Genomic DNA, 16,053 nt, shown 5'->3' with positions numbered 1-16,053 from the left:
GCTTAATATAGCACCTTTAGATAATACTTTAAAGCTTAAAAGTTAGGAGGTATATATGGGAACAATACTAAGAGGTGGAACTATAATTACCTCTGATAAAACTTATATAAGTGATTTAAGGATAGAAGATGAGAAAATAGTTGAAATAGGAAATAATCTAGAAATAAATGATGATAAGGTTATTGATGCTACAGGGAGAATTGTAATTCCTGGAGGGATAGATACACATACTCATTTTGATATGAATGCAGGTTCTATTATTACTGCTGACAATTTTGAAACAGGAACAAGAGCAGCTATAGCTGGAGGAACTACCACTATACTAGATTTTGCAGAAGCTAGTGAAGGCGAAAATCTGTTGCAAGGGGTAGAAACATATCATAAAAAAGCAAGTGGAAATTGTTATTGTGATTATGGATTTCATATGACAATTACATGTCTGGATAAAGATACATTTGCTCATATGGAAAAGCTTATTTCAGATGGAATAGTATCTTTTAAGATGTATATGGCATATGATGGCATGAAAGTAGACGATGGAACTATATACAAAGTTTTAAAGAAAGCTAAAGACTTAGGTTGTATAGTTGAATTTCATTGTGAAAATGGTGATTTACTAGATGTATTGATAGAAGAAAACATACAAAATGGTAATTTAGAACCCAAATATCATCCGCTTACTAGACCTAATATAGTTGAAAAAGAATCTGTTTCAAGACTTGCTGATATAACTAAATTATCAAATTCAAAATCCTATGTAGTTCATTTAAGTTGTAAAGAGTCACTTGAGACTGTGAAAATTGCTAGAGAAAAAAATATAGATATGATAGTAGAAACATGTCCACAGTATCTACTATTAGAAGATGATTTATATGATAAGGCTGAATTTGAGGGTGCTAAATATGTAATGTCTCCTCCTTTAAGAAAAAAAGAAGATATAAGTTACCTTTGGGAAGGTTTAGCTAATGGAGACATACAAACAGTTGGTACCGACCATTGTTCGTTTAATTTTAAGGGTCAAAAAGATTTGGGAATTAATGATTTTAGTAAGATACCAAATGGGGCTCCTGGTGTTGAACATAGGTTATCTCTTTTATATACATATGGAGTTTTAGAAAATAAGATAAGTGCAAATAAATTTGTAGAAGTCACTTCAACAAATGCTGCAAAAATATTTGGGATGTATCCTAAAAAAGGCGAAATAGCTGTAGGAAGTGATGCAGATATAGTTATTTTGAATACTGATAAAGAAGAAACAATTAGCTATCAAACTCAAAAACAAAATGTAGATTATACTCCATATGAGGGGTTTAATATCAAATGTAAAGTAGAAGATGTGTTTTTGAGAGGAAACCATGTAGTACAAAGTTGTAATATTAAAGAACAAGCAATGGGTCAATACATTAAAAGAAAAATTACTAAATAATGCGGGGGGAAATAAGAATGATGGATATACTTATTAAGAATGCCATAATAGTAACTGTAAATAAAGAGAGAGAAGTTATTTTTGATGGGGCGTTAGTAGTAAAGGATAACAAGATTGCTGATATTGGGAATTCTAAGGAAATAGAAAGTAAATATACAGATGTTAAAAAGGTAATAGATGCTAAGGGTAAAGTTCTATTCCCAGGTTTTATAAATACACATAATCACTTATTCCAGACTTTATTAAAAGGATTGGGAGATGATATGGTACTTAAAGACTGGTTAGAAACTATGACTTTTCCAGCAGCTAACTATTTAGAACCAAAAGATACTTATGATGCTGCAATGCTTGGATGTATTGAAGGACTTAGAAGTGGTATAACAACTATGGTTGACTATATGTATCCTCACAGTAAACCAGGTCTTTGCGATGGAATAATAGATGCTTATAAAGAATTAGGAATAAGAGGAATACTTGGAAGAGGATGTATGAATACAGGTGCTCAATTTGGAGTTCATCCTGGAATAATGCAAGATGTAGAAACGGTTGAAAAAGATGTAAGAAGATTATTTGAAAAACACCATAATACAGAAAATGGAAGAATCAAAATAGGAGTAGCTCCCGCAGCAATATGGTCAAATTCTCAAGAAATGCTTGAGATGCTATGGAGAGTAGTAAAAGAATATGATGATGCTTTATTTACAGTACACATATCAGAAACTCCTTTTGATAGAGAAGCTGCAAAAGAATTGCATGGGCAATATGACATAGATGTTTTAGAAAAATTAGGAATACTTGGACCAAATGTACTTATGGTACATTGTGTGTATTTAACTGAAAAAGATATGGAACTTACTAAAAAATATGACATGAAAGTATCTCATAATACAGCAAGTAATATGTACTTATCTTCAGGTGTTGCACCAGTACCAGAAATGCTTAAAAAAGGAATAACAGTTAGTTTAGGAGTAGATGGAGCTGCTAGTAATAACTCTCAAGATATGCTTGAACTTATGAAATTAACAGCACTTCAACATAAAGTTAATAAGTGTGATCCATTGGCAATGTCAGCAGAAAAAGTTCTTGAGTTAGCAACTATAGATGGGGCAAGAGCTATTGGAATGGAAGATGAGATAGGGTCATTAGAAATAGGTAAGAAAGCAGATTTACTAATATTTAATCCAATGCTTTCACCAAAAGCGATACCTATGCATAATCCAGTATCTACATTAGTATATTCTTCTAGTATGAAAAATATAGAGGGAGTTATAGTAGATGGAAATATAATAATGGAAGATTCAAAAATATTAACAGCTAATGAAGAGAAAGCATTAAAAGATGCTCAAGATACAGCTGAGAGACTTTGTGTAAGAGGAACTATAAAGAATAGAATGGAAGGTCATAAATGGAATAGCCTTTATTAATAAATTTGATTTTATTCATAAAGAAGTATAATAAAAACTTTGGCTTAAAAATATGAGTTTTGAGGTGATTTATTTGATTATCAAATGTACCATAAATAATAAAGAAAAAGAATTAAGTATAAGACCAGATGATTTTTTAGCAGATACACTAAGAGAAAATGGGTATGTAAGTGTTAAAAAAGGATGCGATACAGGTTCATGTGGACTATGTACAGTAATGGTAAATGACAAGGCAGTACTTTCTTGCAACTATCTTACTGCAAGAGTAGATGGTCAACATATAACAACGCTTGAAGGTGTTTTGGATGAAGCAAAGAAATTTGGGGATTTTCTTGCAGATGAAGGAGCTGACCAATGTGGATTTTGTGCTCCTGGATTTATAATGATGGTTTTGGCTATGAAAAGAGAACTTCAAAATCCAACTGAAGAAGAAGTTATAGATTATGTAAATGGCAACCTTTGTAGATGCACAGGATATAAAGGTCAATTAAGAGCAATACATAAATATTTGAACACTTAAGTTTTTAAGTGAAAATTAAATTGATATGGGGAGAGAATATGATAACTATAAAGGAATATGTAGTTCCAAAAAGTTTAGATGAAGCTTATGAACTGCTAATATCAAGAAAAAATAACATAATACTTGGAGGCTGCGGATTTTTAAAGTTAGGTAATAAAAATATTGGTTCAGCAATAGATTTAAAAGACTTGGCTTTGGATTATATAAATGAAACTGATGATAGCATATTAATTGGAGCAGATACAAGTTTAAGAACTTTAGAATTAAATAAGGTTATTAAAAATTACTGTAATGGAGTAATTTCAAATGCTGTTTCTAATATAGTAGGAGTTCAATTTAGAAGTGGAGCTAGAGTAGGAGCTAGCGTATTTGCTAAGTATGGATTTTCAGATTTAATACCTTCATTACTAGTAGTAGATGCAAAGGTTAGGTTATATAAAAAAGGGGTTATGAACTTAGCTGATTTTTTAGAAAGTGAGCTTGAAAAAGATATATTAATAGAAATTATATTACCTAAAAAAGATGCTATAGGTGTATTTGATTCTATAAGAAAATGTACAGGTGATTTTGCAGTATTAAATGGAGCAATGTTAAAAGAAGGAAGTACTTATAAAATTGCAATAGGAGCTAGACCAAGAAGAGCAAAAATTGCCTATAAAGCAAGTGAAATATTAAGCTTAGAAAATGATATAGAAAAAGCTGGAGAAGTATCAAGTGAAGAACTTTCATTTGGAAGCAATATAAGAGGAAGTAAAGAGTATAGAAAAGACATGGCAAAAGCTTTAGTAGTAAGAATGTATAATAGTATTGGAGGTGAGTGTGATGGTAAATAAAGAAGTAAGAAAAATAGATAGTGAAGCCATTATTACTGGAAAACCAATATATACAGAAGATTTAATCTTTCATAAAGATGTTTTGACTATTAAACTTCTTAGAAGTCCACATGCTTTTGCAAAGATAAAAAACATCGATATAAAAAATGCATTAAAAGTAAAAGGTGTAGTAGATATATTCACTTACAAAGATGTGCCAAATTATAGATATTCAATGGTTGGTGAATCATATCCAGAAGCCTCACCTCATGACCAATTAATACTTGAAGATATAGTTAGATATGTAGGAGATGAGGTTGCTATAATAGCTGCTGAAGATGAAAGGTCTGCTATTAAAGCTATGAAACTTATAAAAGTAGAATATGAAGTAATGACTCCTATATTGGATGCAAGAGAATCAGAAGGAAATAAAACCTTAATCCATGAAGAAGAAGATTTGTTTTGTCCATTTGATTTTGGATTAGATGCTACAAAAAACATTGTATCAAGAGAAAAAATGGGTAAAGGGGATGTAGAAAAAGAGTTTAAAGAAAGTGATGTAATAGTAGAACATTCTTATATGACTCAATCACAAGCCCATTGTATGATGGAAACTCATAGAGCTTATACGTATATAGATACAAATGGTAGATTAGTAGTAACTTCTGCAAATCAATCAGCTTATCATATGAGAAGACAGGTTTCTAGAGCATTGGGAATACCTCTTTCAAAAGTGAGAGTAATAAAACCAAGAATAGGTGGAGGTTTTGGTGGAAAAAATATAGCTGTAACGGAGATATATGCATCATTTGTGACTTGGATGACAAAAAGACCAGCAAAGCTTATTTATACTAGAGAAGAAACTTTTGCAATGACTAATACTAGACATCAGATGTTTTTTGATATAAAGATTGGGTCAGATAAAGAAGGAAATATAAAAGCTATAGATATGAAAGCCTTGAACAATACAGGTGCTTATGGAGATAATGGACCTTCAGTTTGTTCTGAATCAGGGCATAATGTACTTCCAACATATAACAATGTACCTGCAATAAAATTTGATGGAAGAACTGTGTATACTAATTTAGTTCCAGGGGGAGCATTAAGAGGATACGGAGCAACACAAGGTACATTCGCACTTGATTGTGCAATCGATGAATTAGCACATAAACTTAATATGGACCCAACAGAAATAAAATTGAAAAATATTATAAAAAAGCAAACTGAAGGCGGAATAATGAATTTTCCAATCAGAAGTTGTGCACTTGATGAATGTATAATTAGAGGAAAGAAACTTATTGGATGGGATGAAAAATATCCTGTCAGAGAGATTGGAAACAATAAAGTAAGAGCTGTTGGAATGTCTGTGGGAACTCATGGTTCTGGTATAGCTAACATAGATATGGCAATAGTAAATATGAGAATGGATGAAGATGGAACTTATAAGTTGTTTTCTGGGTCTTCAGACTTAGGAACTGGTTCTGATACAATACTTGCTCAAATAGCTGCAAAAGCATTGAATACATCTATTGATAGAATTTCTGTTTATACAGGAGATACAGATATGTGTCCATATGATACTGGTGCATATGCTTCTTGTACTACTTATGTAACTGGAAATGCTACAATAAAATCTGCTGAAAGTTTAAAACAAAAGATATTAAAAGTAGCACAGAAGAAACTAGATTTACCAATAGATGATTTAATACTATATGAGGATAGAGTTTGCTATAGTGAAGATGTAGATAAGTTTGTATTGTTAAGTGAATTAGGAAGAGAATCTGTTGGTGGTGGAAATCAAGAGGTTTTATATTCATCTGAATCATATGGAATACAAGAGAGTGCGAAACCATTCTTAGCAGGATTTGCTGAAATTGAGTTAGACAAAACGACAGGTGAGTTTAAAGTAATAAATTATGCCTGTTCTACTGATTGTGGTACAGTTATGAATCCTGCACTTGCTAGAATACAAGTTGAAGGTGGTGTAACTCAAGGTATAGGGCTTGCAATGTATGAAGACCCTAGACATGGTTCTGATGGAAAGCTTCAGACTTCTAATTTATTACAATACAAAGTTCCAACAAAAAAAGATATAGGAAATATATTTGTTGATTTTGTAGATAGTTATGATCCAACAGGTCCATATGGAGCTAAATCTTTAGGGGAAATAGTTATTCATACACCAGCACCAGCAATAGCAAATGCAATATATAATGCTACTGGAGTTCGTGTAAGAGAACTTCCTATAACTTCTGAGAAAGTTTATATGGCTATGAAAAAATTAAATCAGGGGGGAAAATAAATGATTGCTATAAAAAGTAAATACTTAATATCTTCTGCTGATGAAATATATACAAATTATGCTGTTGTAGTAGAAAATGACATTATAAAAGATATATTACCAAATGAAGAAGTTGAAATAAAGTACAAAAATATTGAACGAATAATAGATAAATCGGATGCTATAGTAATGCCAGGATTCATTAATGGTCATATGCACCAATATGGAGTGCTTTCTAGAGGAATACCTGCAAACGTACATTTTACTGATTTTGAAGGTTTTTTAAATGATTATTGGTGGCCATTTATAGAAAACAGAATAGGATTAAAAGAAGTAAAGTCAACAACTAAAGCATCAGCAATAGAGCTTATAGAATCTGGTGTAGTAGCTTTTTGTGATACTCTAGAGGCTCCAAATACAGAGGTAGGAACTTTAATTGAGCAAGGTAAAATATTAGAAGAGATAGGGATGAAAGCGGTTTTATCCCTAGAAAGTTGCGAGAGAATAAGTTATGAAAACGGGCTTAGATGTTTAGATGAAAATTCTAATTTGATAAAGTGGAGTAGAGAAAATAGTAAATTAATAAATGGAATAATGTGTACTCATACAAGTTTTACATGTTCAGATAAATTTATTAAGCAAGCTAAAGAAGATGCAAAGAAATTAGATGCGCCAATGCAATTCCATTTATGTGAGAGTATATATGAACCAAACTATGCTGAAAAACATTTTGGTAAAAAAGCTGTTGAATACTATAATGATTTAGAGATATTGGATGAAACTGTATTAGCTTCTCAGTGTGTAAAGGTAAATGATGAAGAGATAGAGATATTAAAAGAAAACGGCGTAAAAGTGGTTCATATGCCTCTTAGCAACTGCGAAGTAGGTGGAGGTTTTTCTCCAGTACCAAAAATGATTAAAAAAGGTATAAAAGTAGCACTTGGTACAGATGGATATATAAATGATTTTTTTGAAGTTATGAGAGGTGCATTCTTAATGCACAAATCAGTCGAAGAAGATGCATCTGTAATGCCAGCAAATATGGTCTTTAAAATGGCAACAGAGTATGGTGCTCATGCACTAGGTCTTCAAAAATCTGGTAAAATAGTAGCTGGCAATAAGGCTGATATAATAGTTATGGAAGATGAATTCAAAACTCCTGTAACTCTTGATAACATATTTGACCAGATAGTAGTACAAGGTAAAAAAGAATTTATATCAAATGTATACATAGATGGTAGACATATTTTAAAAGAAAAACAATTAGTTGATTTAGATAAAAAAGCTATTGTTAAAGAGATGAAAGAAGTTGCTTGTGAATTTTGGAAATTTTAATGAATGTAAATATAAATAAATGTAAATATAAATGAAAAGGGGAAGCAGATAATGTACAATTTTTTAGGTAAAGAATTAAAATCATCACTTATAATAGGTTCAGGACCATTAACATATAGTGCAGCTGGATGTAAAATATTAAGTGATGCAGGAGCAGGGGCAGTTGTTACTAAGACTATAAGAAAAGAAAGAGCTATAAATCCAGCACCACATATGGTTAGAAATACAACTAATGCTCTTTTAAATAATGAGAAATGGACAGATTTTGAACCAGAACAATGGATAGATTTTGAAATACCACAAATGAAAAAAGATGGGACTGTCTGTATAGCTTCAATAGGTCATACAATCGAAGAAAGCAGTGAATTAGTAGAGAAAGTTGCAAATGCAGGAGCTGACTTTATTGAATTAGTATCTTATGACTATAGAGATTTGATACCAATGCTTAAAGATGCTAAAGAAAGAGTAAATATACCAGTAATAGTTAAACTTCCTCCTATGATAGATGAAATAGGAGCTTTTGCTAAAAAATTAGAAGAAGCAGGAGCAGATGCAATAACTGCTTGTGATTCTGTAGGACCAGCATTTAGAATAGATATAGAAACTGGTCAACCTTTATTAGGTGGAAACGGAATAGGATATCTAAGTGGAGAAACTATTAAGCCAATAACTTTACAAAGAATCTATGAAATAAAAAAAGAAGTCAATATACCAATAATTGGTTTAGGTGGATGTGTTAGTGGAGATGATGCATTAGAAATGATTATGGCAGGTGCTGACTTTGTTGGTATATGTTCAGTGGTAATTTTAAAAGGTTCACAAGTAATATCTAAAATACATGATGACTTAAAATCTAATCTTAATAGACTAGGGTATAATACTATAGAAAATGCTTGTGGTATAGTACATAAGCATATGGGCGACGTAAATGAAAGACTTAGCTTTGAATTTACTTATGATGAAGAAAAATGTACTAAATGTAAGATGTGTGAGAGAGTATGTGCATATCAAGCAAGAAAATTAAATGATAAGATGGAGTTAAATGAAGAAGAGTGTAGATACTGTGGTCTTTGCATATCAGTTTGTAAACCAAAAGCACTTGGAAGAAAAATTTCATGTTCAGAATTGAATGCATAGGTTATTTTGTAAAGAATAATTAAAAAATAAAACTTTATATAGAAATAAAAGGGTGTGTCTCAAGATGAACTTTTTAGTTCATGAGGCACCCTTTTTGTATGAAATTAAGTATATTTTCATCATTTCAACAATGAAAAATAGGTTTATTTGAAATTATTTTATATTTTGATTAATTATTAATAACTGTTTTATAGATATGTTAACATTGTATAGCATTTGTATAAAATGTTATAATAATTAATAGGGATGGTGATGTAAGTGCAAGATAAGATTTTAGAATTATTACATATTATAAATAAAGATGTAGTTAGTATAAAAGAAGATATGTCTGAAGTAAAACAAGAAATAACTGCATTAAAGAGCGATATGTCTGAAGTAAAACAAGAAATAACTGTGGTAAAAGAAGATATGTCTGAAATGAAACAAGAGATAACAATGTTAAAGGACGACATGTCTGAAATGAAACAAGAGATAACTGTATTAAAGAGCGATATGTCTGAAGTAAAACAAGAGATAACTGTTCTAAAAGAAGATATGTCTGAAGTGAAGCAAGAGATAACTGTTCTAAAAGAAGATATGTCCAAAGTAAAGCAAGAAATAAGTGTATTAAAAGAAGGCATGTCTGAAGTAAAACAAGAGATGAATATGTTAAAAGAAGATATATCTGAAGTAAAGCAAGAAGTAAATTTAATGAAAAAAGAAATAACTGGATTAAAACAGGAGACAAGTATGGTAAAAGAAGATATGTCTGATGTAAAACAAGATATGATTGGGATGAAAGAAGATATATCTGGAGTTAAATCAGAGATAAACTCTATGCAAAGCAAAATAAATAATATTAGTGAAGATATGAGTGGAATTAAGGACGAAATATCTACAGCAAATGAGAAATTATATGGAATTGAAGTAAAGATTGATGTTCTAGAACGTGAAGAAAAATCAATGAAAGAGATACAGGAAGAGCAGAGCAATATTTTAGGAAGCTTATTACATAATTCTGAAATAAATAAAGCTACTCATGATAGTATGGAGCATAATATAGCATATATAAAAGGTGATACAAATGCTATAAAAGAAGATGTTTCTGAAATAAGAAGAGATTTAAATTTAGTAGAGTTAGCTACTAGTAAAAATTGGAGTGATATTGTTAAACTAAAATCAGTTAGATAATATCTTAATTCACTAATTTATCATCCACAAAATAAAAAATATTATATAAAAAAGGCTTATAATGTTACTGTTATTTATTATAAATTTTAGAAATGAAAATAAAAATTTGAGAAAAGACCGTTAAAATTTTATTTTAAGGTCTTTTTTTTATGTAGATATATTGAAATTATAAAAATAAAACTTAAAAGTTAAATGCGAAAATTTGATAGAACGGTTGAAATAAGTAAAATTTTATCAATAAAATTACAAAAATTTTATAACAAATAAATATACGTAAATATTGGCATTAAAATTGCTCTATAAAAACTATAAATAGTAATGTAAATAAAGCTCTTATTACACAAACAATATTACTATTTTAATTATAGATATTAATATATATCTATAAAATAGATAGAAACTTGTATGTTTTATGTTGCAGGTATAAATATAGTAAAGGAGAGTACATTGATACAACTGAGATACATAGCTTATTAAGTTTTTCTGTCTTATGAGAATTATATTATAAAATATTCATAAATATTTTGAGTTTAAATTAAAAAATTATTTTATGCTTAGATTAATTATCATTTAATTAATTTAATAACAAAAACAGTGAAAGAGTAAATAATATTATTTACAGGGGGTAAAGCAAAGTATATTAAATGAGTTGTACTTTTGGCCCCGTACATGGAGAAATCTATGTAGGACACAACTTTAAAACCAGTAAATCCTAAAGCCTTGCAACTACAATAAAAGATAGAAAGAAACTTTTATGAATGTGGTGAAAACCAGAAACAATAGTAAGGATGGTATATGGTGAGAGCCTAAGTACTTAATAATGGACATTTGGTCGCCAAGCCTAGAAATAGGAAGGTCAAACGACTATCTCGAGAGAGAGTACACTATAAGCTATTGATAGTGGAAACGGGTTGCTCTTAACAGGTAATGCTGAAGATGAAGAAATAGTCTACGCTCATATGAAAGTATGAGGTCACTGGATTTAAAGTGGCATCTATAAAGTAGCGTTTATAGGTAAATGTTTAAAACTTACAAAATATAAATACTTATGAAAACTTATAACTTATAATTATTAAGATTGAAAGATTTAACTTGGATTAAATTTATTGTAAAAAATTAAAAATTCATAGCTATAATATTCTTATGTTTGTAAGCTACTGTATAATAACATATACAAAATGATAGAATAAGTTTATTTGTTAATAATTAAATTTATTGTACGTATTCTTTAAGAGTAGAGACTTAAATGTATAAGTAAGTGTAATCAAAATTTATAAACGTCATTTAATTTAATATATTAGATTTTTAAGTATTTATATAATTCAATAAGTTTTATGTAACGGGAGTTTTTATTATGAAAGCAAAAAGTACATCAAAATTTGAATTAGACGGAATACCACCACTAAAGGAAGCCGTACCTTTAGGGTTACAACACTTAATGGCGATGGTAATAGGAAGTTGTTTACCAGCTATATTGGTTGCAAATGCAGCTGGGCTTGATCATAAAATGTCAACACTCTTGATTCAAGCAGCACTAGTTTTTGCAGGAATATCAACTTTATTACAATTATATCCAATACCTCTATTTAAAGGATTTAAATTAGGGGGAGGGATACCAGTTATAATGGGAGCTACAGCTATGTTTATAGGAGCTGGAGTCTCTGTTGCAGGAAAGTATGGGTTGCCAGTCTTATTTGGTTCTCAAATAATAGCTGGAATAGTAATAATTATAATTGGTTTTGGTCTTAAAAAAATACGATTTATATTTACTCCAGTTGTATCTGGAACAATAGTCGCATGTATGGGTCTTGGACTTTTTCCAATAGCTATAAAAAACTTAGCTGGAGGTATGGGAAATGAAACTTTTGGACAGCCAATTAATTTTATAGTTGGAATCTCTGTATCTCTTATGATATTAGGATTAAACAAGTATGGAAGAGGATTGTTTAAAGATGCATCAATATTAGTTAGTATAATTTTTGGATACATTTTATCACTAATTTTGGGTATTGTAAATTTTTCTTCAATTCAAGAGTTTACTTTGGTAGCGCTTCCAAAACCACTTATTTTTGGTCTAGATATAAGAATCGAAGTTGTAGTGATGTTTTCAATAATATATTTGGTTGAAATAGCAGATATTATGGGTGCATGTACGCTTTCTGCAGTAGGGGGACTCAATAGACAAGTAACAGATGAAGAACTTTCTTCTGCTGTTTTAGGAAATGGAGTACTATCTACGATAGGTGCATTATTTTCTGCAACTCCAATGGGGATGTTTGGTCAAAATTCTGCAATCGTTTCCAACACGAAAATTGTAAGTAAATTTGTATTGGCTATTGGGGGAATTGGGCTATTTTTGGCAGGCATATCACCTTTGCTAGCTAATTTGATAAGAACCATTCCTCCTTGTGTGGTTGGGGGAGCAACACTTGTTATATTTTCAACCCTTACAACATCTGGTTTAAGACTTGTTAGTATGGATGGGTTCAATCAAGAAAATAGCATGATATTAGGTCTTTCTATGGCTTCTGGCATAGGATTTATGGTGGCTCCTCAAGTTCTTGAAAAGTTTCCAAAGTTTATAGAAACCTTATTTGCAGATTCAAGTGTAGTTTCAGGAGCAATGGTAGCCATAATAGTTCAAGCTTTGTATATGGTAAAATTTCCTAAAAGTAGGAATAACAAAGTTGAAGATAAAAAGGAAAATTTATAATGTAAAGAGTTAATAAATGTGAATCAGACATATCACATTTATTGATATAAATTAAAAGATAGATTTAAAAATTTCAATTTTTAATAAGTATAATGACAGGGGGATAAGATGGTTACTATAAAAGAATATACAGTTCCAGAAAGCTTAGAAGAAGCATATAAAATTTTAACTTCTAAAAAGAATAATGTTATTCTAGGTGGGTGCGGATTTATAAAATTAAGTAATAAGAATATAGGAACAGCCATAGATTTAAAGGCGATAAATCTAAATTATATAAGGGAAGATGAGAAAAATATTCTTATAGGTGCAGATACATCTCTTAGAAGTTTAGAAATTGATAAAACTATTAAAAATTACTGTAGTGGAATAGTTTCAAGTGCTGTTTCTAATATAGTAGGAGTTCAATTTAGACAAGGTGCTAGAATTGGTGCTAGTGTATTTTCAAAGTACGGTTTTTCTGATTTAATACCAGCACTTTTAGTTGTTGGAGCAAAGGTAAGATTATACAAAGAAGGAGTCTTAGAATTAAATGAGTTTTTAGATAATAAGTTAAGTAAAGACATATTAGTTGAGGTAATACTTCCAAAAAGAGATGCAATAGCTGTTTTTGATTCAATAAGAAAATGTACAGGAGATTTTCCTGTACTAAACTCAGCCATGTTGAAAGAAAATAATACTTACAAAATAGCAATTGGAGCGAGACCTCAAAGGGCAAAAATAGCTCTTGGAGCAAGTACTATATTAAGTGAAGAAAAAGATATAGATAAGGCATCTATTATTGCAAGTGAGGAATTAACTTATGGAAGTAATATGAGAGCTAGTAAAGATTATAGAATAGACATGGCAAGTGCACTAGTTAAAAGGATGTATAATGTTATTGAGGGAGGAAACTAATAATGATTACTAAGGGGATAAGAAAGATAGATAGTACAGCCATTGTTACAGGGAAGCCTCTATATACTGAAGACCTCATCATGCATAAAGATGTTTTGACATTAAAATTACTTAGAAGTCCACATGCACATGCAAAAATAAAGAATATAGATACATCAAAAGCTGAAAAAATTCCAGGTGTTGTGGGCATTTATACTTATAAAGATGTACCACAAGTTAGATATTGTGTTCCAGGTCAAACAGAGCCAGAAGCATCTCCTTATGACAGAGTTTTGCTTGAAGATACAGTTAGATTTGTTGGTGATGAAGTAGCATTAGTGGCAGCAGAAGATGAAAAAACAGCACTTAAAGCGTTGAAGATGATAAAGGTAGATTATGAAATTTTAAAACCTGTGTTTAATGCAAAGGAAGCAGAAGGAAATGAGGTTGTTATACATCCAGAAGACGATATAGTAGAGCCATACCCTTTTGGATTGGATGCAAAAAATAATATAGTATCTAAAGAGTTTTTTGAATTTGGAGATGTTGAAGCAAAACTTGAAGAAAGTGACTTTGTGGTTGAAGCTTCATATAAAACTCAAAGTCAATCGCATTGTATGATGGAAACTCATAGGTCTTATTCATACAAGGATATAAATGATAGGATTGTTGTAGTTTCATCATTACAATCACCACATAATGTAAAGAGAATACTTAGAAAAGTACTTGGCATACCATCTTCAAAAATAAGGGTGATAAAGCCTAGAATAGGTGGCGGCTTTGGAGGAAAGAATATAGCGGCTACAGATATATTCACTGCATTCGTTACTATGAAAACTGGTAGACCGGCAAAATTCGTTTTTACAAGAGGTGAAACTTTTGTAGGGTCTAATAGTAGACATGAAATGTTTTTTGACGTTAGAGTGGGTGCAGATAAAGAAGGAAATTTAAAGGCAATAGAATTAAAATCATTAAATAATACGGGTGCTTATGGTGGTAATGGTGTTTCTGTTTCTTCCGAATCTGGACATAATACATTACCAATATACAATGATATTGATGCTGTTAGATTTGATGCTAGAACAGTTTATACTAATAGGTTACCAGCAGGAGCTCTTAGAGGATATGGTGCTACACAAGGAATATTTGCAATAGATAGTGCTATTGATGAATTAGCCAATAAGATTGGAATGGACCCGCTTGAATTTAGAGTTAAAAATATAATAGATAGATACACTACTGGAAAAGCAGCTGAAGAAGAAATATTAAGTTGTGAGTTAAAACAATGTATAGAAAAAGGTAAAAAATTAATAAATTGGGATGCTAAGTATCCATGTAAAGATATAGGAAATAACAAGGTAAGAGCAGTAGGTATGGCAGTTGCAAATCATGGTTCTGGTATACCACGTGTAGATATGGCAACAGTGACTATACGCATGGATGAAGATGGAACATACAAGTTGTTATCTGGTCTTGCTGATTTAGGTCAAGGAGCTGATACAATTCAAGCGCAAATTGCTGCTGAAACTTTGAATACTACTGTAGATAGAATATCTGTTTATACAGGGGATTCAGACTTATGTCCATACGATACAGGAGCATTTGCTTCTTGTACCACAACAGTTACAGGAAATGCAACTATAAAGACAGCAAATAAATTAAAAGAAATATTACTTTCAGTGGCAGAATCAAAGCTAGGATTTAAAAAAGAAGATTTAGAGTTGGGAAAAGATAGAGTTTTTGTTAAAAATGATAATAGTAAATTTGTGTTATTGGAAGAATTAGGTAGGGAATCAGTAGGAGGCATAGGTTTTGCTAGTGATGATGTGCCAGTAGTCTTGGAAGCGACAGAGTCTTTTGGTATGTTAAAAAGAATAAAACCATTTATAGCAGGATTTGCAGAGATAGAATTAGATAAAAATACAGGTGAATATAAGGTAATAAATTTTGCATGTGTACCTGATTGTGGAACTGTTATAAATCCAACTTTAGCTAGAATACAAGTAGAAGGTGGAGTAATGATGGGTATAGGGTTTGCAATGTATGAAGACCCTAGATTTGATAAAGATGGAAGATTATTAACAGATAGTTTTTTACAATACAAAGTTCCTACAAAAAAAGAAGTAGGAAATATATTGGTAGATTTTGCTGATAATTTCGACCCAGGAGGCCCTTATGGTGCTAAATCATTAGGAGAGATAGTAATACACACACCAGCTCCAGCAATAGCAAATGCAATATTCAATGCTACTGGAGTTCGTATGAGAGAGCTTCCTATGACATTTGAAAAAGTTTATATGGGAATGAAAAACAATAACAAACCATTATAATATGTAATATAATATATAAAAATATGTAAATT

The 16,053-nt window shown here is 30.8% G+C and carries 11 protein-coding genes; all 11 read left to right on the top strand.

Going from position 1 to position 16,053, the window contains the following annotated elements:
- Positions 1-55: 55 nt before the first annotated feature.
- The 11 genes from hydA to ACTG46_RS11340 all read left to right on the top strand — a co-directional run bounded on the left by hydA (position 56) and on the right by ACTG46_RS11340 (position 16,021).
- Positions 56-1,426, top strand: a complete 1,371-nt coding sequence (hydA, locus tag ACTG46_RS11390) for a dihydropyrimidinase (protein WP_074178240.1) — start codon at positions 56-58, stop codon at positions 1,424-1,426.
- A 17-nt stretch (positions 1,427-1,443) separates the two neighbouring features.
- A complete protein-coding gene (locus ACTG46_RS11385; RefSeq protein ID WP_054270537.1) occupies positions 1,444-2,850 on the top strand; it encodes an amidohydrolase family protein in 1,407 nt (468 codons plus the stop codon).
- A gap of 73 nt (positions 2,851-2,923) precedes the next feature.
- The gene (locus tag ACTG46_RS11380; protein ID WP_009890210.1) at positions 2,924-3,370 is read left to right on the top strand and encodes a (2Fe-2S)-binding protein; all 447 of its coding nucleotides are present in this window, start codon (positions 2,924-2,926) and stop codon (positions 3,368-3,370) included.
- A 38-nt stretch (positions 3,371-3,408) separates the two neighbouring features.
- Positions 3,409-4,203 (top strand): FAD binding domain-containing protein, encoded by a 795-nt coding sequence (locus tag ACTG46_RS11375; RefSeq protein WP_054270535.1) that lies wholly within the window; start codon positions 3,409-3,411, stop codon positions 4,201-4,203.
- Positions 4,193-6,484, top strand: coding sequence for a xanthine dehydrogenase family protein molybdopterin-binding subunit (locus ACTG46_RS11370; RefSeq protein WP_479922841.1), 2,292 nt, complete (start codon positions 4,193-4,195; stop codon positions 6,482-6,484). Before ACTG46_RS11375 ends, ACTG46_RS11370 begins: the two co-directional genes overlap by 11 nt.
- Positions 6,485-7,798 carry an amidohydrolase family protein gene (locus ACTG46_RS11365; RefSeq protein ID WP_479922840.1) on the top strand — a complete coding sequence of 438 codons (1,314 nt, stop codon included), beginning with the start codon at positions 6,485-6,487 and terminating at the stop codon, positions 7,796-7,798.
- 51 nt (positions 7,799-7,849) lie between these two features.
- Positions 7,850-8,935, top strand: a complete 1,086-nt coding sequence (locus tag ACTG46_RS11360; protein WP_479922839.1) for a dihydroorotate dehydrogenase — start codon at positions 7,850-7,852, stop codon at positions 8,933-8,935.
- Positions 8,936-9,193: 258 nt separating this feature from the next.
- Positions 9,194-10,105, top strand: coding sequence for a coiled-coil domain-containing protein (locus ACTG46_RS11355; RefSeq protein WP_479922838.1), 912 nt, complete (start codon positions 9,194-9,196; stop codon positions 10,103-10,105).
- 1,354 nt (positions 10,106-11,459) lie between these two features.
- Positions 11,460-12,818 (top strand): uracil-xanthine permease family protein, encoded by a 1,359-nt coding sequence (locus tag ACTG46_RS11350; RefSeq protein WP_054270530.1) that lies wholly within the window; start codon positions 11,460-11,462, stop codon positions 12,816-12,818.
- Between the two features lie 108 nt (positions 12,819-12,926).
- On the top strand, positions 12,927-13,712 hold the full coding sequence (locus ACTG46_RS11345) for an FAD binding domain-containing protein (RefSeq protein ID WP_167640948.1): 786 nt from the start codon (positions 12,927-12,929) through the stop codon (positions 13,710-13,712).
- A gap of 2 nt (positions 13,713-13,714) precedes the next feature.
- The gene (locus ACTG46_RS11340; protein ID WP_479922837.1) at positions 13,715-16,021 is read left to right on the top strand and encodes a xanthine dehydrogenase family protein molybdopterin-binding subunit; all 2,307 of its coding nucleotides are present in this window, start codon (positions 13,715-13,717) and stop codon (positions 16,019-16,021) included.
- Positions 16,022-16,053 lie beyond the last annotated feature (32 nt).

Source organism: Clostridioides sp. LIBA-7678 (assembly GCF_056716065.1).
This window is presented reverse-complemented; position numbering and strand designations above follow the sequence as displayed.